Source organism: Streptomyces sp. JL2001, from assembly GCF_050917515.1.
GTDB lineage: Bacteria > Actinomycetota > Actinomycetes > Streptomycetales > Streptomycetaceae > Streptomyces.
Window position 1 is genome coordinate 3,940,342 of the sequence record NZ_CP169421.1, and the last position, 21,129, is coordinate 3,961,470.

Annotated in this window: 20 protein-coding genes and 2 tRNA genes; 17 read left to right on the top strand and 5 right to left on the bottom strand. The window is 70.5% G+C overall.

The window, feature by feature from the left end; translation table 11 throughout:
• The first annotated feature begins 273 nt into the window (after positions 1-273).
• The 6 genes from gyrB to ACE1OA_RS17550 all read left to right on the top strand — a co-directional run bounded on the left by gyrB (position 274) and on the right by ACE1OA_RS17550 (position 7,649).
• Entirely contained in the window at positions 274-2,304 is a 2,031-nt protein-coding gene (gene gyrB, locus ACE1OA_RS17525; RefSeq protein ID WP_356601332.1) for a DNA topoisomerase (ATP-hydrolyzing) subunit B, read from the top strand.
• Between the two features lie 41 nt (positions 2,305-2,345).
• A complete protein-coding gene (gene gyrA, locus ACE1OA_RS17530) occupies positions 2,346-4,934 on the top strand; it encodes a DNA gyrase subunit A (RefSeq protein ID WP_356601333.1) in 2,589 nt (862 codons plus the stop codon).
• 99 nt (positions 4,935-5,033) lie between these two features.
• A complete protein-coding gene (locus ACE1OA_RS17535) occupies positions 5,034-5,606 on the top strand; it encodes a DUF3566 domain-containing protein (RefSeq protein ID WP_356601334.1) in 573 nt (190 codons plus the stop codon).
• Between the two features lie 99 nt (positions 5,607-5,705).
• Positions 5,706-5,779: transfer RNA gene (locus ACE1OA_RS17540), tRNA-Ile, on the top strand.
• A 157-nt stretch (positions 5,780-5,936) separates the two neighbouring features.
• On the top strand, positions 5,937-6,071 hold the full coding sequence (locus ACE1OA_RS17545) for a DLW-39 family protein (protein WP_003958712.1): 135 nt from the start codon (positions 5,937-5,939) through the stop codon (positions 6,069-6,071).
• Between the two features lie 303 nt (positions 6,072-6,374).
• On the top strand, positions 6,375-7,649 hold the full coding sequence (locus ACE1OA_RS17550; protein ID WP_384867847.1) for a hypothetical protein: 1,275 nt from the start codon (positions 6,375-6,377) through the stop codon (positions 7,647-7,649).
• A gap of 43 nt (positions 7,650-7,692) precedes the next feature.
• On the opposite strand, the gene ACE1OA_RS17555 is transcribed toward ACE1OA_RS17550, so the two are convergent.
• Both ACE1OA_RS17555 and ACE1OA_RS17560 read right to left on the bottom strand, forming a co-directional pair.
• Positions 7,693-9,030, bottom strand: a complete 1,338-nt coding sequence (locus ACE1OA_RS17555; protein WP_384867845.1) for a serine/threonine-protein kinase — start codon at positions 9,028-9,030, stop codon at positions 7,693-7,695.
• Between the two features lie 65 nt (positions 9,031-9,095).
• Positions 9,096-9,644 carry a helix-turn-helix domain-containing protein gene (locus ACE1OA_RS17560; protein ID WP_147978804.1) on the bottom strand — a complete coding sequence of 183 codons (549 nt, stop codon included), beginning with the start codon at positions 9,642-9,644 and terminating at the stop codon, positions 9,096-9,098.
• Positions 9,645-9,773: 129 nt separating this feature from the next.
• On the opposite strand from ACE1OA_RS17560, the gene ACE1OA_RS17565 reads away from it, so the two are divergent.
• The 3 genes from ACE1OA_RS17565 to ACE1OA_RS17575 all read left to right on the top strand — a co-directional run bounded on the left by ACE1OA_RS17565 (position 9,774) and on the right by ACE1OA_RS17575 (position 11,841).
• Positions 9,774-9,846: transfer RNA gene (locus ACE1OA_RS17565), tRNA-Ala, on the top strand.
• A 191-nt stretch (positions 9,847-10,037) separates the two neighbouring features.
• The gene (locus ACE1OA_RS17570; RefSeq protein WP_432753032.1) at positions 10,038-11,318 is read left to right on the top strand and encodes an MFS transporter; all 1,281 of its coding nucleotides are present in this window, start codon (positions 10,038-10,040) and stop codon (positions 11,316-11,318) included.
• A 145-nt stretch (positions 11,319-11,463) separates the two neighbouring features.
• Positions 11,464-11,841, top strand: coding sequence for a DUF6344 domain-containing protein (locus ACE1OA_RS17575; RefSeq protein WP_356775096.1), 378 nt, complete (start codon positions 11,464-11,466; stop codon positions 11,839-11,841).
• 514 nt (positions 11,842-12,355) lie between these two features.
• On the opposite strand, the gene ACE1OA_RS17580 is transcribed toward ACE1OA_RS17575, so the two are convergent.
• Positions 12,356-13,087, bottom strand: a complete 732-nt coding sequence (locus ACE1OA_RS17580) for a DUF5324 family protein (RefSeq protein WP_432754072.1) — start codon at positions 13,085-13,087, stop codon at positions 12,356-12,358.
• A 148-nt stretch (positions 13,088-13,235) separates the two neighbouring features.
• On the opposite strand from ACE1OA_RS17580, the gene ACE1OA_RS17585 reads away from it, so the two are divergent.
• Positions 13,236-13,763, top strand: coding sequence for a peptidylprolyl isomerase (locus ACE1OA_RS17585; protein WP_356601339.1), 528 nt, complete (start codon positions 13,236-13,238; stop codon positions 13,761-13,763).
• Between the two features lie 149 nt (positions 13,764-13,912).
• Complete coding sequence (locus tag ACE1OA_RS17590; protein WP_356601340.1) at positions 13,913-14,779, top strand: rhomboid family intramembrane serine protease; 867 nt, start codon at positions 13,913-13,915, stop codon at positions 14,777-14,779.
• Positions 14,780-15,060: 281 nt separating this feature from the next.
• Here ACE1OA_RS17590 and crgA read toward each other — a convergent pair whose 3' ends face one another.
• On the bottom strand, positions 15,061-15,315 hold the full coding sequence (crgA, locus tag ACE1OA_RS17595; RefSeq protein ID WP_137988265.1) for a cell division protein CrgA: 255 nt from the start codon (positions 15,313-15,315) through the stop codon (positions 15,061-15,063).
• 140 nt (positions 15,316-15,455) lie between these two features.
• Here crgA and ACE1OA_RS17600 point away from each other — a divergent pair, with 140 nt between their 5' ends.
• From ACE1OA_RS17600 to ACE1OA_RS17625, 6 genes are all read left to right on the top strand, one after another.
• Positions 15,456-16,223: a DUF881 domain-containing protein gene (locus ACE1OA_RS17600; RefSeq protein WP_147978809.1), complete on the top strand. Its 768-nt coding sequence runs from the start codon at positions 15,456-15,458 to the stop codon at positions 16,221-16,223.
• Positions 16,224-16,315: 92 nt separating this feature from the next.
• Entirely contained in the window at positions 16,316-17,026 is a 711-nt protein-coding gene (locus ACE1OA_RS17605) for a class E sortase (RefSeq protein WP_432753033.1), read from the top strand.
• Positions 17,027-17,090: 64 nt separating this feature from the next.
• Positions 17,091-17,252, top strand: coding sequence for a hypothetical protein (locus ACE1OA_RS17610; protein WP_187282707.1), 162 nt, complete (start codon positions 17,091-17,093; stop codon positions 17,250-17,252).
• A complete protein-coding gene (locus ACE1OA_RS17615; RefSeq protein ID WP_356601343.1) occupies positions 17,249-17,887 on the top strand; it encodes an aminodeoxychorismate/anthranilate synthase component II in 639 nt (212 codons plus the stop codon). Before ACE1OA_RS17610 ends, ACE1OA_RS17615 begins: the two co-directional genes overlap by 4 nt.
• A complete protein-coding gene (locus ACE1OA_RS17620) occupies positions 17,884-19,260 on the top strand; it encodes a class E sortase (protein WP_432753034.1) in 1,377 nt (458 codons plus the stop codon). Before ACE1OA_RS17615 ends, ACE1OA_RS17620 begins: the two co-directional genes overlap by 4 nt.
• Before the next feature lie 38 nt (positions 19,261-19,298).
• Positions 19,299-19,979, top strand: a complete 681-nt coding sequence (locus tag ACE1OA_RS17625) for a class E sortase (RefSeq protein WP_356775090.1) — start codon at positions 19,299-19,301, stop codon at positions 19,977-19,979.
• A gap of 107 nt (positions 19,980-20,086) precedes the next feature.
• Here ACE1OA_RS17625 and ACE1OA_RS17630 read toward each other — a convergent pair whose 3' ends face one another.
• Positions 20,087-21,121 (bottom strand): restriction endonuclease, encoded by a 1,035-nt coding sequence (locus tag ACE1OA_RS17630; protein WP_432753035.1) that lies wholly within the window; start codon positions 21,119-21,121, stop codon positions 20,087-20,089.
• Positions 21,122-21,129: the final 8 nt, after the last annotated feature.

A 21,129-nucleotide genomic window follows, 5' to 3' on the forward strand; every position in this document is an offset into this window, starting at 1 on the left:
CGACGGCCGTGGTCCGGAGGGTGCTTCCGGCCCGGGGGACCGGTCGCCCACGGGGCGCTACGACCCGAAGCGCTGGGTGGCCGTCAGAGGCGTTTGGAGGCCCGTCCCGAATATGGGGAGTCGGGGCGCTCCCGCTCAGGGCGGCACATGCGGACTCAGGTACCGGCAAACCCCCATCAGTGTCAGCGCTACCGGTAGACTGGTAGATAATCCCGCCACCCTGCGGAACATGTCGAACGACGCAGCCGCTCCCGTATGCCCGGAGAACGGCCTGTGCTGTGCCAGAAAGGGCGCTTCGTGGCCGATTCCGGCAACCCCAACGAGAACAACCAGTACACCGCCAGCAACATCCAGGTACTCGAGGGTCTGGATGCGGTGCGCAAGCGCCCCGGCATGTACATCGGCTCGACCGGTGAGCGCGGTCTTCACCACATGGTGCAGGAGGTCGTCGACAACTCCGTCGACGAGGCCCTGGCCGGGCACGCGGACACCATCGACGTGACGATCCTGGCCGACGGGGGTGTGCGTGTCGTCGACAACGGCCGTGGCATCCCGGTGGGCATCGTCCCGTCCGAGGGCAAGCCGGCCGTCGAGGTCGTGCTGACCGTGCTGCACGCGGGCGGCAAGTTCGGCGGCGGCGGCTACGCGGTCTCCGGCGGCCTGCACGGCGTCGGCGTCTCCGTCGTGAACGCCCTGTCCACGAAGGTCGCCGTCGAGGTGAGGACCGACGGACACCGCTGGACGCAGGACTACAAGATGGGCGCCCCGACGGCGGCCCTCGCGAAGCACGAGGCGACCGAGGAGACCGGCACCTCGGTCACGTTCTGGTCCGACCCGGACATCTTCGAGACGACCGAGTACTCCTTCGAGACGCTCTCGCGCCGCTTCCAGGAGATGGCCTTCCTCAACAAGGGCCTGACGATCACGCTCACCGACGAGCGGGAGTCCGCCAAGGCCACGGTCGGCGCCGACGACCCGGACGCCGAGGCTGCCGCCGAGCCCGCCGCGCGCACGGTGAAGTACCACTACGAGGGCGGCATCGTCGACTTCGTGAAGTACCTCAACTCGCGCAAGGGCGAGCTGATCAACCCCACCGTCATCGACATCGAGGCCGAGGACAAGGAGCGCCAGCTCTCGGTCGAGATCGCGATGCAGTGGAACTCCTCGTACTCCGAGGGTGTGTACTCGTTCGCGAACACGATCCACACCCACGAGGGCGGTACGCACGAGGAGGGCTTCCGCGCCGCTCTGACGACGCTCGTCAACAAGTACGCGCGCGACAAGAAGCTGCTCCGCGAGAAGGACGACAACCTCACCGGCGACGACATCCGCGAGGGTCTCACCGCGATCATCTCGATCAAGCTGGGTGAGCCGCAGTTCGAGGGCCAGACGAAGACCAAGCTCGGCAACACCGAGGCGAAGACCTTCGTCCAGAAGGTGGTCCACGAGCACCTCACGGACTGGTTCGACCGCAACCCCAACGAGGCCGCGGACATCATCCGCAAGGGCATCACCGCCGCCACCGCGCGCGTGGCCGCCCGCAAGGCCCGTGACCTGACGCGGCGCAAGGGTCTCCTGGAGTCGGCGTCCCTGCCGGGCAAGCTGTCCGACTGCCAGTCGAACGACCCCACCAAGTGCGAGATCTTCATCGTCGAGGGTGACTCCGCCGGTGGCTCGGCCAAGTCCGGCCGCAACCCGATGTACCAGGCCATCCTGCCGATCCGCGGCAAGATCCTGAACGTCGAGAAGGCCCGGATCGACAAGATCCTGCAGAACACCGAGGTCCAGGCGCTGATCTCCGCCTTCGGCACCGGTGTGCACGAGGACTTCGACATCGAGAAGCTCCGCTATCACAAGATCATCCTGATGGCGGACGCCGACGTCGACGGTCAGCACATCAACACGCTGCTCCTGACCTTCCTGTTCCGCTTCATGCGGCCGCTGGTCGAGGCCGGGCACGTCTACCTCTCCCGCCCGCCGCTCTACAAGATCAAGTGGGGCCGGGACGACTTCGAGTACGCGTACTCGGACCGCGAGCGCGACGCCCTGGTCGAGCTGGGCAAGCAGAACGGCAAGCGGATCAGGGAAGACTCGATCCAGCGCTTCAAGGGTCTGGGCGAGATGAACGCCGAGGAGCTGCGCGTCACCACGATGGACGTGGACCACCGTGTCCTCGGCCAGGTGACCCTGGACGACGCCGCGCAGGCGGACGACCTGTTCTCGGTGCTGATGGGTGAGGACGTCGAGGCCCGGCGCTCCTTCATCCAGCGCAACGCCAAGGACGTTCGCTTCCTCGACATCTGAGTCGGTCTCAGCTGACCGTACGAAAGGACTGACGACCAGCAATGGCCGACGAGAACACCCCGACCACCGAAGAGACCGAGGCGGAAGGCCAGCAGATGCGGATCGAGCCCGTGGGGCTCGAGACGGAGATGCAGCGCTCCTACCTCGACTACGCGATGTCCGTCATCGTGTCCCGCGCCCTGCCCGACGTACGGGACGGCCTGAAGCCGGTCCACCGTCGCGTGCTGTACGCGATGTACGACGGCGGCTACCGGCCCGAGAAGGGCTTCTACAAGTGCGCCCGCGTCGTCGGTGACGTCATGGGCACGTACCACCCGCACGGCGACTCCTCGATCTACGACGCGCTGGTCCGCCTGGCGCAGCCGTGGTCGATGCGGATGCCGCTGGTCGACTCCAACGGAAACTTCGGCTCCCCGGGCAACGACCCGGCCGCCGCCATGCGCTACACCGAGTGCAAGATGGCGCCGCTGTCCATGGAGATGCTCCGGGACATCGACGAGGAGACCGTCGACTTCACGGACAACTACGACGGCCGGAACCAGGAGCCGACGGTCCTGCCGGCGCGCTTCCCGAACCTGCTGGTCAACGGTTCGGCCGGTATCGCGGTCGGCATGGCGACCAACATCCCGCCGCACAACCTCCGCGAGGTCGCGGCAGGTGCCCAGTGGGCGCTGGAGCACCCCGAGGCCACCCACGAGGAGCTCCTCGACGCGCTCATCGAGCGCATCAAGGGCCCCGACTTCCCGACCGGCGCGCTGGTCGTGGGCCGCAAGGGCATCGAGGAGGCCTACCGCACGGGCCGCGGCTCGATCACGATGCGCGCGGTGGTCGAGGTCGAGGAGATCCAGAACCGCCAGTGCCTGGTGGTCACGGAGCTTCCGTACCAGGTCAACCCGGACAACCTCGCGCAGAAGATCGCGGACCTGGTGAAGGACGGCAAGGTCGGGGGCATCGCGGACGTCCGCGACGAGACCTCGTCCCGCACCGGCCAGCGCCTGGTGATCGTGCTCAAGCGCGACGCCGTGGCCAAGGTCGTCCTGAACAACCTGTACAAGCACACCGACCTGCAGACGAACTTCGGCGCGAACATGCTGGCGCTCGTCGACGGCGTGCCGCGCACGCTCTCGCTGGACGCGTTCATCCGTCACTGGGTGACGCACCAGATCGAGGTCATCGTCCGGCGGACCCGCTTCCGGCTGCGCAAGGCCGAGGAGCGCGCCCACATCCTGCGGGGCCTGCTCAAGGCGCTGGACGCGATCGACGAGGTCATCGCCCTCATCCGGCGCAGCGACACCGTCGAGGTCGCGCGCGAGGGCCTGATGGGCCTCCTGGAGATCGACGAGATCCAGGCCAACGCCATCCTCGAGATGCAGCTGCGCCGCCTGGCCGCCCTGGAGCGCCAGAAGATCGTCGCCGAGCACGACGAGCTCCAGGCGAAGATCAACGAGTACAACGCGATCCTCGCCTCGGAGGAGCGTCAGCGCACCATCGTCAGCGAGGAGCTGGCGCTGATCGTCGACAAGTTCGGCGACGACCGCCGCTCCAAGCTGGTGCCCTTCGACGGTGACATGTCCATCGAGGACCTGATCGCCGAGGAGGACATCGTCGTCACCATCACGCGTGGCGGCTACGTGAAGCGGACGAAGACCGAGGACTACCGCTCGCAGAAGCGCGGCGGCAAGGGCGTGCGGGGCACGAAGCTGAAGCAGGACGACATCGTCGACCACTTCTTCGTCTCCACGACCCATCACTGGCTGCTGTTCTTCACGAACAAGGGCCGCGTCTACCGGGCCAAGGCCTACGAGCTGCCGGACGCCGGCCGGGACGCCCGCGGCCAGCACGTGGCCAACCTGCTGGCCTTCCAGCCGGACGAGCAGATCGCCGAGATCCTGGCGATCCGCGACTACGAGGCCGCGCCCTACCTGGTGCTCGCCACCAAGGCCGGTCTGGTGAAGAAGACCGCGCTGAAGGACTACGACTCGCCGCGCTCGGGCGGTGTCATCGCGATCAACCTCCGCGAGACGGACGAGGGCGCCGACGACGAGCTGATCGGCGCGGAGCTGGTCTCCGCCGAGGACGATCTGCTGCTCATCAGCAAGAAGGCGCAGTCCATCCGCTTCACCGCCACGGACGACGCGCTGCGCCCGATGGGACGCGCGACATCCGGGGTGAAGGGGATGAGTTTCCGCGAGGGCGACGAGCTGCTCTCGATGAATGTCGTCCGGCCGGGTACGTTCGTCTTCACCGCCACCGACGGCGGGTACGCGAAGCGCACCCCCGTCGACGAGTACCGCGTCCAGGGTCGCGGTGGCCTCGGTATCAAGGCCGCCAAGATCGTGGAGGACCGCGGTTCGCTCGTGGGCGCGCTGGTGGTCGAGGAGACGGACGAGATCCTCGCCATCACGCTGTCCGGTGGTGTGATCCGCACGCGAGTCAACGAAGTCAGGGAGACCGGCCGTGACACCATGGGCGTCCAGCTGATCAACCTGGGCAAGCGGGATGCCGTCGTCGGCATCGCGCGGAACGCCGAGGCGGGCAGCGAGGCCGACGAGGTCGACGGTGCCGACGACGCCGAGGGTGTCGAGGCAGCCGAGGGCACCCAGCCCTCGGCCGGGGAGCACGAGGAGTAGAGCGTGAGTGGAGCCACGGGCGCCGGATCGGCCGCTGCCGGAGCTTCTGCTGGAGCGAACGGTGCCCGTGGGTCTGCCACGGACTCCCAGGGGGTTGCGGTGACGGACACTCGAGGGTCCAATCCCTCGTACGAGACCTACAACGGGCCGCTGCCCGGCGACCGCGCGGGAGCGCAGCAGCCGGCGGCAGGGCCGTACCACCCGCCGCAGGCGTACGGTGCTCAGGCGCCGGGCGCGACCGGCGGGGGGCAGAACACCGGGGCGGTGCGCCGGCCGCGGACCGGGGCGCGCACCACGCCCCGGACGCGCAAGGCGCGGCTGCGGGTGGCCAAGGCCGACCCGTGGTCGGTGATGAAGGTGAGCTTCCTGCTCTCCATCGCACTGGGCGTCTGCACGGTCGTGGCCGCGTCGGTGCTGTGGATGGTCATGGACGCCATGGGCGTCTTCTCGACCGTCGGCGGCACCATCAGCGAGGCGACCGGTTCGAACGAGTCGAACGGATTCGACCTGCAGTCGTTCCTGTCGCTGCCGCGGGTGCTCATGTTCACCTCGGTGATCGCCGTGATCGACGTGGTGCTGATGACCGCGCTGGCGACGCTGGGCGCGTTCATCTACAACCTGTCGGCCGGCTTCGTGGGCGGCGTGGAGCTCACGCTGGCGGAGGACGAGTAGCGACGCGGCGGGGGGCCGGAGGAACCGATTTTGGGACTGGCCCCCACGTGCGCTAATCTTCAGAAGTCAGCGCGCGGGACACACACCGCAAAGCGCGGCGGGGCTATAGCTCAGTTGGTTAGAGCGCATCCCTGATAAGGATGAGGCCACAGGTTCAAATCCTGTTAGCCCCACAGTGAAGATCGGCCCGGACGGATTATCCGTCCGGGCCGATCTCTTGTGCGTGGCCGGTAGGGGGAACGACGTCCGGGCAGGTCACCGATCGGTATCGGTCGGTGTGTAGAGTGGGCGTCAGAAGTCCCCTACGTCAATGAAGGACGAGGTCGCGCGGTGAAGAAGCTTCTCCTGGTCGCACTGGCCGCCATCGGCGGGCTCCTCGTGTACCGCCAGATCCAGGCGGATCGCGCCGAGCAGGATCTGTGGACGGAGGCGACCGACTCCGTGCCCGCAGGTTCGGGTGTGTGAGTCGCAGACTGATTGTGGGTGAGGCCCCGGCCGCGTGAAGCGGCCGGGGCCTCACGCTTTTTCCGGGCCGTGACCGGCCCCTTCCGGATTCACGTGCGGGAATGCCGTGCTTGCAGCGGCAAAGATGCCGGGGGCCGGCCGCCGCCCGGGCGGGGCGAAACGTCACCGCGCGCAGACAGCGCGGGGACGGCCGGGGCAGGATGGACCGGCGCCCGGGCCGTACGGGGCGGGCGACCCGGCGGTCGCGCGGGCCGCACGGGGCCCGGAGGCGGGCGGAACGGCTACGGACACGAGGAGAGGCGCGTGAAGACGCAACGGGGGCGGAGGCGGACGGCCGGGGCCCTGATCGCGGCCGTGATCACGACGGGCGCGGCGCTGCCCGGAACGGCGTGGGCGGCCGGCGACGACCCGTACGCCTTCGACGGCGGCGCGCAGCGGGTCCGGGGCGCCACCACGAGCCTGGACGCCCAGCCATTGAAGGCGGGGTCGACCTACCGCGACACCATCAAGAAGGACGGCAAGCTCTACTACCGCGTCGACCTCGGCGCGACGGAGAACGCCTACGTCTCCGTCGTGGCCGTGCCCAGGCCGGGCAGGAAGGCGGAGTACGGCGACGGCATCAAGGTCAGCCTCCAGGACGGCTCGAACTCCCAGTGCGGCTACCAGGACGTGTCGTTCGGCTCCGCCGGGTTCACGCGCCCCCTCACCGCGTACGCCCACCGCACGATCGAGGCCGGCGGTTCCACCTGCCAGCGGGCCGGCGCCTACTACGTGCTGGTCGAGCGGACCTCCAAGTCCGTGTCCACGACGGAGGACTGGGACCTGGAGATCCGCCATCTGTCCGAGCCGGGCGTGAAGCGGACCGGTCCCACGGCGCTGCCGGAGAACTGGCCCTCCTCGACTCCCCCGCCGCCTGCGGGCGGCCCGCAGAAGCGGCAGGGCGGCGCCGGGTTCCAGGACGCCACCTCGCTGCGGCACGGGGAGTGGCGCGCCGACATCAAGCCCGGCCAGACGCTGTTCTACCGGGTGCCGGTCGACTGGGGGCAGCAGATCTTCGCCACGGCCGAGCTGGGCACCAGCGTGAGCGGCGACGACTACATCGGCAACGCGCTCGTGCTCTCGCTCGACAACCCGGCCCGCGGCCACGTCGACCAGGGCACCGTCAGCTACGACGGCGATCCGGCGACGCTGGCGCTGGACCCGCAGCGGCCGGTGTCCTTCGAGAACCGCTACTCCTCCGACGACGGGACGAGCGCCCTGCGGTTCGCCGGCTGGTACTACCTGTCGGCGACGCTCAGCCCCGAGGTCGCCAAGGCGTACGGCGACAAGCCCGTGCCGCTGTCCCTCCGGGTGAGCGTGACCGGGACGGCGAAGGCCGGACCCGCCTACGACGGGGACGCCGGACCCTTCCGGATCACCGACGAGGACCGGGACGCGGCCGCCAGCGGCCAGAGCGGGCCGCAGGCGGCCAGGAGCGGATCGATGCGGCTGATCGCGGTGGCCGGGCTCGGCGCCGGCACCGTGCTCGTGCTCGCGCTCGGGGTGTGGACGGTCGTGGCCCGGCGGCGGGCGGCCTGACGACGGCCGACCGGTCCGCGCGGGACCGGTCGGCGGCGAACCGTCAGGACTGGGTGAGCGCCCAGATGCCGACGGCGAAGCAGACCAGCGCGAGGAACAGCACCGGGACCGCCACCTTCGGGGGCGGTCCCGGTCGCCGTGCCGGCGCCGCGGCCGGCACCGGGACCGGGGGCGCGAACGGGCCGGGGACCTGGGCGGCCTGAGCCGTGTACTGGTGGGTGGCGGCCTGCGGGTACGCGACCGCGGCCGTGGGGGCCTGGGCGAAGTCCGGCGCGGCCGCGGGATGGGGGGAGGCCGTGTGCGCGGGGACCGGGTACGGCGCCGGGGCCGCCGGCTGCGGGGGGACGGCCTGGCGGGGCGGCGGCGGCAGATGGAAGCTGCCCGTCTCCGAGGGGCCGGGCAGCGGCTGCCGCGACGGTTCCTCGGGCTGCGGCGGTGCGGACGGCGTCCGCGGCTCGGCGGGGGTCTCCTGTGCCGTCTGACGTGCCGCGGGGGCCGCCGCCTCGGGGCCGTTCGGGCCGAAGCCGGGCGGCAGCGGGCCGATCTGGTCGAAGACCTCGACGGGCTCGTCGTCGGCGCCCGGATCGGCCAGCAGCTCGACGGCGGAGCCGAGCGCCTTGCGCGCGCCCGTGGCCGTCCGGAAGCGGGCCTGCGGGTCGGGCTGCAGCAGCCCGGCGAGCACCTGCCACAGCGGCTCCGGAATGCCCTCGGGGGCGCCCGGGGTGCCGTGCGCCATGAAGTACTCGATCAGGGCCCGCGAGTCGGGCTTCTGGCCCTGGAGCAGGTAGAGCGCGACCAGGCCGACCGCGAACAGGTCTGCCGGGAAGTCCGGCTCGGCGCCCATCATCTGCTCGGGCGCGAAGTAACCGGGCGTCCCCACCACGTAGTTGGTCTCGGTCAGCCGGGGCTCGCCCTTGCGCATCGAGATCCCGAAGTCGGACAGCCGCAGATGCGGCCGTCCGGTCCCGGTGACGTCGAGCAGGATGTTCGCCGGCTTGATGTCACGGTGCACGACCCCCTCGGCGTGCACCGCCGCCAGACCGGACAGCAGCTGGTCCAGCAGGGTGCAGACGAAGCGGGGCGGCAGCGGGCCGTAGTCCCCGATGACGTGCGCCAGGGAACCGCCGGCCACCAGATCCATGGTGAACAGCACCTTGTCGTCGTCCGCGGCCCAGCTGGCCGGGGCGAGGACGTGCGGGTGGTCGATCCTGAGCGCCTGCTCGCGCACGAAGCGCAGCAGGGTGTGGGCGTCGCTCTGCTGGAGGACCTTCGCCGCCACGTACCGCCGGCGTCTCTGGTCCCAGGCACGCCAGACCGCTCCGACACCACCCCGCCCGATCGGGTCGACCAGTTCGTACCGACCAGCGAAAACCTCACCCATCGCGCTGCGCCCGCTCCCCGTCGTGCCGTGCCGGCCGGGCCGAGGGCCCCGCCGGCGGCTCTGCGTCAGTTCTGGTGCGACTCGTAATGGGCGACCGCGTCGGCGGTGCGCCCGGCGCCGTACACCCGGAGGAACTCTGCCAGCTCCGGGTGGGCCGGGGCGAGGGAGTCGGCCGCATCGATGATGTCGCCCGCGGCCGACACCGACCGCAGCAGCGACTGGATCTCGCGCACCACCCGGCGCACGGTCGGCGCGCCCGAGCTGGTCGTCGTCTGGCTCGTGCCGGTCAGGACGGAACCTCCCTGGGACTTCTTGATCTCGTCCATCCGGTCGGTGGCCTCGGCGGCGCTCACGCTGCCGTCGGCGACCTGGCTCGCGAGTTCCTGCAGGGCCTGGACGCGCTGCACGACGGCCGGGTTGCCGATCTTGGCCCGCTGGCCGCTCATCAGCTGGGAGAGCATGGGTGCGGACAGTCCGAGCACGGCCGCAAGCCTGGCCTGGTTCAGCCCGAGATCGTCGATCAGCCGGCGGAAGAGCGCCCCCAGCGGCTCTCCGTACCAACTGCGCTGAAGCTCCCGGGCTCTTGCCGTGGCTTCCTGCTGCGCTGCATCCATTACTTCTCCCCATCCCTGCGGTTCGCCACTGCGAACCTCGATCAGCATCTTACGGAGCGTGGTCGCCCACCGGGAGTCCCAATGTTTTTGCGGGATACGGGGGGTGACCCGGTACTCTGTTCTCGTTCCGGGGCCTTAGCTCAGTTGGTAGAGCGCTGTCTTTGCATGGCAGATGTCAGGGGTTCGACTCCCCTAGGCTCCACCGGAAAAGAGGCCCTCCGACCTGCGTTCTCGCAGTTCGGAGGGCCTCTTTCGGTGGAGATGGGTCACTCGTCCGGTACCGTCCCGAAGACGTACGGGGTCCGGGGCCGCCTCGGACGCGGCAAGTGGCCCGCTTTCCGGGCCCCCCAATGGACCACCCCGGCCGGGCCACCCGCGCCTAGCGTCGTGTCCATGGCGAAACCCTCACTCCCCGCCTCCCGGGCTCCCCGCGCCCTCCTCGTCGCCCAGCTGAGCAACGCGATCGGCGACGGCGCCTTCTACGTCTCCTCGGCGCTCTACTTCACCCGGATCGTCGGCCTCTCCTCCGGCCAGATCGGTATCGGCCTCACCCTGGCCTGGGCCGTCGGCTCGCTCGTCGGCGTACCCCTCGGACACCTCGCCGACCGGCGCGGACCACGTACGACCGCGGTGCTGCTCGCCCTGACCACGGCCACCGCCGTCGGTTCGTTCCTCGCCATCCGGGCCTTCGTGCCCTTCCTGATCGCGGCCACGGTCTACGCCACCGCCCAGAGCGGCCTCGCCGCCGCCCGGCAGGCCCTGCTCGCCGGACTGGTCGAGCCGGCGGCCCGCACCGAGGTGCTGGCACGCCTGCAGTCCACCCTCAACGCGGGACTCGCCGTCGGCGCCGGGCTCGGCGGACTCGCCCTGCACGCCGGCACGCGCGGCGCCCATCTCGCCGTCTTCGTCCTGGACACGGTCGGCTTCCTGGTCTGCGCCCTGGTGCTCCTGCGCCTGCCGGCCGTGCCCGGCACCCCCGCCACGGCCGCCGGCGAGCCGCGACTGGCGGTGCTCCGCGACCGCCCGTACGCCCTGCTCACGCTCCTCAACGCCCTGCTGCTCCTGCGCCTGCCGCTGCTCAGCCTCGCCCTGCCCCTGTGGATCGTGCAGCGCACCTCGGCGCCGGGCTGGACCGTGTCGGCGCTGTTCGTCCTCAACACCGGGGCCGTGATGCTCTTCCAGGTCCGCACGGCCCGCGCGGTGACCGGCCTGCCGGAGGCCACCCGGGCGGTGCGCGTCGCCGGTCTCGTCATGCTCGCGTCGTGCGCGGTCTTCGCCGTGACCGCGGCCGGCCTCGGCACGTGGACGACGGTCGCCGTCCTCGTCCTCGGCGCCGCGCTCCAGGTCGCCGCCGAGATGCGGCACTCCGCCGGAGCCTGGCAGATCGGACTGGCGCTCGCCCCGGCCGACCGGATCGGCCAGTACCAGGGCTTCTACGGCACCGGGGTCCCGCTCGCCCGCACGCTCGGACCGCTGCTGGTGACCACGTTCCTGGTGACCTGGGGCGTCCCCGGATGGTTCGTCTTCGGAGGGATCTTCCTCCTGGCCGCGGCGGCGACGGCGCCCGCCGTGCGCTGGGCGGAGCGCTCCCGGCCACCGGCCGGGCGGCCCGCCGGGCCCGTGACCGCGCCGCCCGCCTCGGCCTCCGGCGGCGAGCTCGCCGGCAGCCGCTGAGCCGGACGGGTGGTGTTCATCGGAAGAACTGCGCGGCGGCGGCGTCGCTCCGGGCATTCCGGGACCGCGTACACATCATGAGAAAGGTATGTAAAGCGCGCAACCCGAAATGAACCATCCGAGAACGTCACGAAAGTGAGGGGCCATGGCCACCGCCAAGGTCAAGCAGTTCTGGACCGCCTTCATCTCCGTACTCTTCGCCCTGCTCGCCTCCGTCGGCCTGGCGAGCACCGCCACCGCCGCGCAGGCACCCGCCGTCCAGCAGCCGGAGGAGCCGGCCACGGGCGCCACCGTCCACACCGCCGAGACGCGCGCCCTCGCCGCCGCCGTGCCGGAACAGCGAGCGAACCAGTGGAACCCGGTCCGCGACCGCTCCCTGCCGCCGACGATCAAGCAGCGCATCGGCGCCGAGGCGCACGGATCCTCGCCCTCCGTACGCCACCTGCGCACCGACTCCTCGATCGACACCGACGCCGCCGAGCAGTCCGAGCTGTCGGGCGTGGCCCTCGCCTCCGCGGCGTGACGCCGCCGCCGCTTCCGCCGGCCCCGTGCACGTCGTCACCGGCGTCCGCCCGTCCGGCCCGACCGCCCGGCCGTCCACCGGGACGCGGGGAACCGTCCTTCCGGTCCACGCGGTCCACACGGTCCACGCGGTGCACGCGGTGCACGCGGTGCACGCGGTCTTCGAGGCACACGCAGCCCGGGCAGCCGTTGCGGCCCAGGCAGACGGTGCGGCTCGGACAGGCCGTGCCGACCGAGTCCGTCAGGCAGTCCGTACGGGTCACCCGGGTCCCCGTGCGTCCCGCAGAACCCGCCGTACCCGCGGCAGACGCGGTCCACCCGGAACCCGCAGCCCACCCGGAACCCCCAGCCCGCCCGGGACCTGCGGCCCACTCAGCCCGCTGGAACCACTCCGCCCGCCGGAACGACCCGGCCCGTCCCCCACACGCAGCGACTCCCCCCGACGCGAACCACCCGGAACGCGCACGCCGTACGGCGCACGCACTCCAGGCGGCCCATGCAGAGAGATCCCGCGGTCAGCGGAGCTCGTCGCCCTTCGACTCGTCCTCGGAGGCGTCGGCCTCGGCCTGCTTGGCCTCCACATCGGCTTCGAGGGACCCACTGCCGTCGACGGACGACAGGGTCGTCTTCTCGTTCACCTCGGTGGGCTCGGGCGGCTCGACCAGCCAGTCGGGGTTGGCCTGCTTGTCCCACCACTTCCATGCGGCGAACGCGCAGCCGGCCAGCAGGCCGACGACGACGAGCCGCTTGGTGACGCGTCCGGCCGTGGCCCGGCGCTCGTGCTTCCTCACGATCTTCTGAATCTCCTTCGGCGTCACCTGACCGCGGAGAGCGGCCCAGGCTGCGAGGGAGCGTGACCCGGCCTCATCGAGAACGGGACCGGTCGCGGCGACCGCTTGTTCCACGCGCGGAACGGTGTAGTCGGCTGCCTGACGGGCGGCCTTGCGGGTCTCGAGCGCTGCGCGCTGCGCCGCGTCCCCGACCTGCGGCGGTACATGCGGTGCGACGTAGACGTCGTACTGCACACGCGCCTGGGCGCGGGCCTGTTGAGCGGCCTTCGAGACCTTCGGCGCGAGTCGGACGCGTGCCTCCTGCGCATAGAGCGCGGCGTGGTCCTTTGCCGTGCCTGCGTACTGCACGGCGTGCTCCCTGGCCGTGACGGCGTAGGGCGCCACCACATCCGCCGCGTGCAGCACGCTTTCCCTGGCCGAATCGGTCGCGGCGCGCACGCTGTCCATCCGGGTCACGAGAACCTCCTCCTCGATGGCGCTGTCTGTTTTTCGCCTGTCCACCCTTTTCGAAATCATGCCTGCCCTTTCGCGGTCCGGCATGCGGGGCGGGCATCCGGGGCATGCGAGGATCGGATCCGCCAGCACACCTGAGGGAAGGCGGATCGTGGCCGAGCAGCTCTACGCCACTCTGAAGACCAGCCACGGCGACATCGAGATCCGGCTGATGCCGTTCCACGCGCCGAAGACGGTCAAGAACTTCGTCGAACTCGCCAAGGGCGAGCGCGAGTGGACCGACCCCACCACCGGCAAGGTCTCCACGGACCCCCTCTACGACGGCACGGTCTTCCACCGGGTCATCAAGGACTTCATGATCCAGGGCGGCGATCCGCTGGGCAACGGCACCGGCGGCCCCGGCTACGAGTTCGCCGACGAGTTCCACCCCGAGCTGTACTTCGATCGTCCCTACCTGCTGGCCATGGCCAACGCGGGTCCGGGCACCAACGGGTCGCAGTTCTTCATCACGGTGGGCGCCACGATGTGGCTGAACCGCAAGCACACCATCTTCGGCGAGGTCGTCGGGGCGCAGAGCAAGAAGGTCGTCGACGCGATCGCCACCACCGAGACCACGCCGCGCACCGAGCGGCCGGTCCGGGACGTGGTCATCGAGACCGTCGTCATCGAGAGCCGCTGACCGCCCGCACCGGCGGGCCCGCGCGCCCGTCCCCACCCGCCCCGGGGCGCGCCGGACCGGCGGGGAACCTTTTCGCCCCGCCCGTCCGTATGGAGGGCGGGGCGGTGTCGTGCGCGCCCCCAGCTGCCCATCTCCCCGGGAGGACGTCCATGGAGCCGGAGTCCGGCCTGCCGCGCTGTTACCGCCACCCGGACGTCGACACCGGCATCCGCTGCACGCGGTGCGAGAAGCCGATCTGCCCGCAGTGCATGGTCTCCGCCTCGGTCGGCTTCCAGTGCCCCGACTGCGTACGGAACGGTTCCGGCACCGGCCACGCGGCCACGGCCAACCAGCCGCGCACCCTCGCCGGTGGACGCGTGGCCGGCGACGGCCGCCTCGTCACCAAGGTCCTCATCGCGATCAACCTGGCCCTCTTCATCGCCGTCCAGGTGGCCGGCGACCGGCTCGTGGACCAGCTGGCGCTGATCGGCTACGCGTACGATCCGGGGCTCGGCGAGGTCGTCGGCGTCGCGGACGGCGAGTGGTACCGGCTGCTGACGGCGACGTTCCTGCACCAGGAGATCCCGCACTTCGTCTTCAACATGCTGGGCCTGTGGATCATCGGCGGGATCGTGGAGCCCGAGCTCGGACGGCTGCGCTACGCCGTGCTCTGCCTGCTCTCCGGTCTCTCCGGCACCGCGCTCGCCTATCTGCTCGCCGCGCCGAACCAGCCCTCGCTGGGCGCCTCGGGCATCGTGTTCGGCCTGATCGGCGCCTGGGCGGTGCTCGCCCGCCGCCGCCGCTACGACATGCGGCCGGTGGCCCTCTTCGTGGGCCTGTCGCTGCTGCTGACGTTCACCCGCCCCGGCATCTCCTGGGAGGCGCACATCGGCGGCCTCGTCGGGGGAGCCCTGGTGGCCTACGGGCTGCTGCACGCGCCGCGGGCCAAGCGGGACCTCGTCCAGTACGCGGCCTGTGGACTGGTGCTGCTGATCGATCTGGGGATGATCCTCACCCGCTCGGCCGCGCTCACCTGAGCGAGGGGCGCTGTGGACGAGCTCGTACCAAGCTTTCCCCAGAGTTATCCACAGCGCGTGGCGGATCTTGTGCGTCCGGTGGGGAACGACTGCGCCCCTCGCCCCTGAACTGGGATTTTCCAGTGGGGGCGAGGGGCGCGGCACTCCCTGGACGGGGTTGCGGCAGTCACACCGGCGTCAACCTCGTGTGAGTTATCCACAGATCTTCGTAAGTTATCCAGTGCTGTGCACAACGCTGTGGATAACCTCAGGGCAAGGCTTGACCGGCAGGGCGGGAAGGGCTACTTCCACTGCGTCGAGACGCCGAACCCCGCCGCGATGAAGCCGAAGCCCACCACGATGTTCCAGTTGTTGATCGACTTCACCGGCAGCGTGCCGTCGGTGACGTAGAAGACCACGATCCACACCAGTCCGATGAGGAACAGTGCCAGCATCACCGGAGCCACCCAGCTGCGGTTGGTCAGCTTGATGTTGGTGGCCTGCTTGGCGGGCGGAGGCGTGAAGTCGGCCTTCTTGCGGATCCGTGACTTCGGCACGAGGGACTCTCCTGTCGATGCGCTGCGTGACCGCGCAGATAACTGTGGCTGGCGCCGGGATGTGACGCAGGAGGACCACTGCGTCCCCCGGGCGTCCGTTAGCGTAGTGCTTCCGCGGCACCGAAGGGGATCAGGGTACGTTGAGCAATTCCGCCGACTCTCCCTCCGGACCGGGCCGACCTGGACGATGGCGGCCGGTCCGGCTGCTGACCGCTGCCGTTTTCGCCCTCGCCGGGCTGATCTTCGTCACCAGCTTCATCACCGCCAAAGGCACCAATCTCCGCACCGACGCCTCGCTCCTGCGGCTCTCCGACCTGATCGAGGAGCGCAGCCACAAGAACGCCGGCCTGGACGAGTCCACCGCGGCGGTGCGCGACCAGGTCGACTCCCTGGCGGCCCGCGACGACGGCTCCACCAGGGCCGAGGACGCCCGGCTGCACGCCCTGGAGGAGGCCGCGGGGACGACCGAGACCTCCGGCCCGGGGCTGACCGTCACCCTCGACGACGCCCCGGCCGACGCCCAGGCGGCCCCCGGCTACCCGGAACCCCAGGCCAACGACCTCGTCATCCACCAGCAGGACCTCCAAGCCGTGGTGAACGCCCTGTGGAAGGGCGGCGCCAAGGGGATCAAGGTCATGGACCAGCGGCTCATCTCGACCAGCGCCGTGCGCTGCGTGGGCAACACCCTGATCCTCCAGGGCCGGGTCTACTCCCCGCCGTACAAGATCACCGCGGTGGGTGACCGGGACAGGCTCAACAAGGCGCTCACGGACTCCCCGGCGATCCAGAACTACCAGCTGTACGTGAAGGCCTACGGGCTCGGCTGGAAAGTCGACGAGCACAGGGCGGTGACTCTTCCCGGCTACTCGGGCACAGTGGATCTCCACTACGCGAAGCCTGTGGGCTAGGGACGCTCCGGGACGTGGCGCCGCCGTCCGGGCGGGGCTCCCCGGACAGGTCCCGGGTCCGGACGGGCCTCAGCCGCGGGGAGGTCCGGCCGGTGTCGGTGCGACTGATCGTCAGGACGTTCAGCGAGCTGTGCATCACCGCCGGATCCCTGATCGTCCTCTTCGTCGTCTACGTGCTCCTGTGGACCGGGGTGAAGGCCGACGGCGCCGCGGCCGGGCAGATCGACACGCTCCACAGGGAATGGCGGGACCGGCCCGCCGCGACCCCCGCGGCCGCCCCCGACGCCGCCCCCGACCCGGCACCCGCCCGGCGCTACGAGCCCGGCCGCGGCATCGCCGTCATGTACGTCCCGCGCCTGGGCCGCGACTGGGAGTGGCCCGTCCTGGAGGGCACCGGGACCGGCGTCCTGAAGAAGGGCCTCGGCCACTACGCCACCGGCGCCCGGCTCGGCGCGACCGGCAACTTCGCGGTGGCCGGCCACCGCCGCACCTACGGAGATCCGTTCAAGGACTTCCCCCGGCTGCGCGCCGGTGACGCGGTCGTCCTGACCGACGGGACGACCTGGTACACCTACCGCGTCGCCCGGGCCCCGTACCGGACGGTGCCCACCGACACCGGCGTGATCGCGCCGGTGCCCGCGCCCCTGCGGAAGGGCGCGGCCGCCTTCGACGGGCCGGGCCGCTACCTGACCCTCACCACCTGCGACCCGGAGTGGGGCAGCAGCCACCGGCTGGTCGTCTGGGCCCATCTGGACGCCACCCGGCCTGTGACGCAGGGCAAGCCGCCGTCTTTGGGCAGCTGACACCTCGCGGGGGCGTCGACCCGTACTCTGGGTGCCGTAACGAACGGAAGGGGCAGCGGACGTCATGTACGGCTGGATCTGGCGGCATCTGCCGGGCAACGCGTGGGTGCGGGGACTCCTGTCGCTCGTACTGGTCCTCGCGGTCGTCTACGCGCTCTTCCAGTACGTGTTCCCCTGGGCGGAGCCGCTGCTTCCGTTCAACGATGTGACGGTGGACGGCCAGTGAGCGCGCGAATTCTCGTCGTCGACAACTACGACAGCTTCGTCTTCAACCTCGTTCAGTACCTCTACCAGCTCGGCGCCGAGTGCGAGGTGCGGCGCAACGACGAGGTCGAACTGAGCCACGCCCAGGACGGTTTCGACGGCGTCCTGCTGTCGCCCGGCCCCGGAGCGCCCGAACAGGCCGGTGTCTGCATCGACATGGTGCGCCACTGCGCCGCAACCGGCGTGCCCGTCTTCGGCGTCTGCCTCGGCATGCAATCCATGGCCGTCGCCTACGGCGGAGTCGTCGACCGCGCCCCCGAGCTGCTCCACGGGAAGACCTCGCTCGTCACCCACGGCGGCCAGGGCGTCTTCGCCGGGCTGCCCTCGCCGTTCACCGCGACCCGCTACCACTCGCTGGCCGCCGAGCCCGCCGCGCTGCCGGACGAGCTGGAGGTCACCGCCCGGACCGACGACGGCATCATCATGGGACTGCGCCACCGTGACCTGGCCGTCGAGGGCGTGCAGTTCCACCCCGAGTCGGTGCTGACCGAGCACGGCCACCTGATGCTCGCCAACTGGCTGGAGCAGTGCGGCGACCAGGGGGCGGTCGGACGGTCGGCGGGCCTCGCGCCGGTGGTGGGCAAGGCCGTCGCGTGACCGCGGGGTCGCCTTGGTTCCGGGCGACGGACCCCCCGGAGGGGGAGCCGGAACCCGGCGTCGCGCCCCCGGCCGCGTCCGTGCCCGAGCCGGCGCCCGTGCCGGCGTACGAGGCGTCCCCCGAGACGGCCTACGGGGCCGGATACGCGGGCGGTTACGCGGCCGGCGGGTACGAGACGCCGTCACCGTCCTACGACGCCACGGCGTACACCGACACGTCCTACCAGGGCGCGTACCCGGCCGCCGCCGCGGAGCCCCTGCCGCGACAGACCGAGTACGGGACGGGGGACGCCGCGCCCGGATACTCCTCCGGGTACGAGCCGACGGCGCCCGAGCAGGCGTACGAGCCGACGGCCGCCCCTGCCGGGTACGAGCCGCAGGCCCCCGAGCAGGCGTACGAGCCGCCCGCCCCCGAGTCCGCCGCGTACGGCACGACGGCCCCCGAGGCCGTGTACGAGCCGATACCGGCCGCCGAGGAGCCCTACGAGCCCCACGACGAGACGATGGCTCTGCGGTCCGTGGAGCGGCCCCCAGCGCCCGAGCCGGGCCCGGGACGGGCCGAGCGCCGGCGGGCCGCCAAGGGCCGCGGGAGGCGTGCCGCGCCCGCGGCCGCCGCGGCCGCCGCGGCCGCCGCGACGGCGCCCACAGCCCCGCTCTCGCGCGTCGAGGCCCGGCGGGCGGCCCGCGCCCGCAAGGAGAGCGTCGGCGTCGTCGCCAGCCGCGTCGTGGGCGAGCTGTTCATCACCTTCGGCGTCGTCATGCTGCTGTTCGTCACGTACCAGTTGTGGTGGACGAACGTCCGCGCCGGGCAGCAGACCGACCGGGCCAAGCAGCAGATCGAGAACGACTGGTCGCAGGAGGACAAGAGCGACGTCCCGGCCGCCTTCGAGCCGGGCCAGGGCTTCGCGATCATGTACATCCCCAAGCTGGACGTGGTCGTCCCCATCGCCGAGGGCATCAGCAAGCCCAAGGTCCTGGACCGGGGCATGGTCGGCCACTACGCGGAGGGCACCCTCAAGACGGCGATGCCCGCCGACAAGGAGGGCAACTTCGCGGTGGCCGGCCACCGCAACACGCATGGCGAACCGTTCCGCTACATCAACCAGTTGCAGCCGGGCGACCCGATCGTCGTCGAGACCCGGGACGCCTACTACACGTACGAGATGGCGAGCATCCTTCCGCAGACCTCCCCGTCCAACGTCTCGGTGATCCGTCCGGTGCCCGAGGGCTCCGGCTTCAAGGGGCCCGGCCGCTACATCACGCTGACGACCTGCACCCCCGAGTTCACGAGCACGTACCGCATGATCGTCTGGGGGAAGATGGTCGAGGAGCGCCCGCGCAGCAAGGGAAAACCCGATGCACTCGTAGGCTGAGGCGCTGAGATCACCACCCCTCCAGACGGGACGACGTAGTGGCACGTGCGCGCAACCGGATCGCAGGCTTCATCAGCGTCCTCGGCGAGCTCCTCATCACGGCCGGGCTCGTGCTCGGCCTGTTCGTCGTCTACTCGCTGTGGTGGACCAACGTCCTCGCCGACCGTGCCGCCGACGAGGAGGGCGACCAGGTCCGCGACCACTGGGCGGCCGGCCCGGGAGCCCTGGACACCAAGGACGGCATCGGCTTCCTGCACGTCCCGGCCATGGACGACGACGAGATACTCGTCAAGAAGGGCACCGACACCGCCATCCTCAACAACGGTGTCGCCGGCTACTACACCGAGCCGATCAAGTCGGCCCTGCCGCAGGACAAGCAGGGCAACTTCACGCTCGCGGCGCACCGCGACGGGCACGGCGCGAAGTTCCACAACATCCACAAGCTGAAGAACGGCGACGCGATCGTCTTCGAGACCAAGGACACCTGGTACGTGTACAAGGTCTACCGGACGATGCCGTCGACGACGAAGTACAACGTGGACGTCCTCCAGCCGGTCCCCAAGGGGTCGGGCCGCACCAAGCCGGGCCGCTACGTCACGCTGACGACGTGTACGCCGATGTACACCTCAGACTTCCGCTACATCGTGTGGGGCGAGCTGGAGCGCACGGAGAAGGTCGACCACGACCGCACACCTCCGGCGGAGCTGCGCCAGCGGTGACCGACTCGCTCGTCGCGAGTCGGTCACGACCGAAGTCCTAGACTGGCCGGAGCCCGAAGCCGCAACTTCTCCTTGCGGCTTCGGGCCTTTCCGTCCCGTGGGCTCGGTCAGTCGAGGACCGGGAGCGGCACGCCGGCGCTCCACTTCTCCAGGGCGGCCCGATCCACGACGGTCACGCCGTGCTCCTCGGCGATGGCGCGGGCATCCGGCGTGAAGGCGGTCGTGGCGACGAAGAGAGCCAGATCGGCCCGGTGCTGGACGAACGAGGCCCCGAGGAACTTCTGCAGCTCACCACTCCACACGGGTCGGTACGGCGCGAAGCTCTTGCACTGCACGACGAGCCGGCGCCCGTTTGCGGTTTGTCCGGTGATGTCCACGCCCCGGTCTCCGGGCCCGCCGTGGACGATGATGTCGGTGCAGCCGTCGCGGCGGAGCAGGACGGCGACGTGGTGCTCGAACTCCCGCCAGTTCATGCCGTCGATGGACGCCATGATGCCGGTGAAGGGGCGGGGACCTTGCGTGCGTTCGAGGTTTCTGAGTCTGACATGGTGCGCGCACAGCCTCTGCGTGACCTTCTCCACGTCCTCTCGGAGAGAGATCAGCTCCCGGCGGTGCTCACCCGACGACTCGATGAGCGCGTTGAACATGGGGACGACCGTCGTGCCGAGGACGTGGGTGATGCGCTGATCGATGTGGTCGGAGAGTGACATGCCGCCGTTTTCGACCGAGTTGTCCGCAGGCCGCTGGGCGCGTGCCGTGTACTCCATGTCGAGCAGGTACATACGCGTCTGACGCGCGACTTCGCTGTCTCGGAGCAGCATGGCCACGTTCAGGATGGTGCGTCGGGAGTACAGAGCCAGGGCTCGCGAACGCGACTGAATCCCACTGGCCTCCTTGAAGGAGGCCAGTTCTGCACCCGACAGAACCCTGTAGCCATTTCCTTCCAGCTCTGCCCGGTGATCCACCACGACGGACTCGATTGCCTTGAGGCCGACCTCGAAGTAGGCCGCGACCATCGCTGTCGTCACATGCATTCCATCCGGCAGTAGCGACAATCCCTTGACTCTGTCGAGCACCTCGGTCCGTTCGGCGACGCCGTCACGCATCGCCCTCGACTCCAGCAACACCACTTCGCTGATCACGTTTCGGG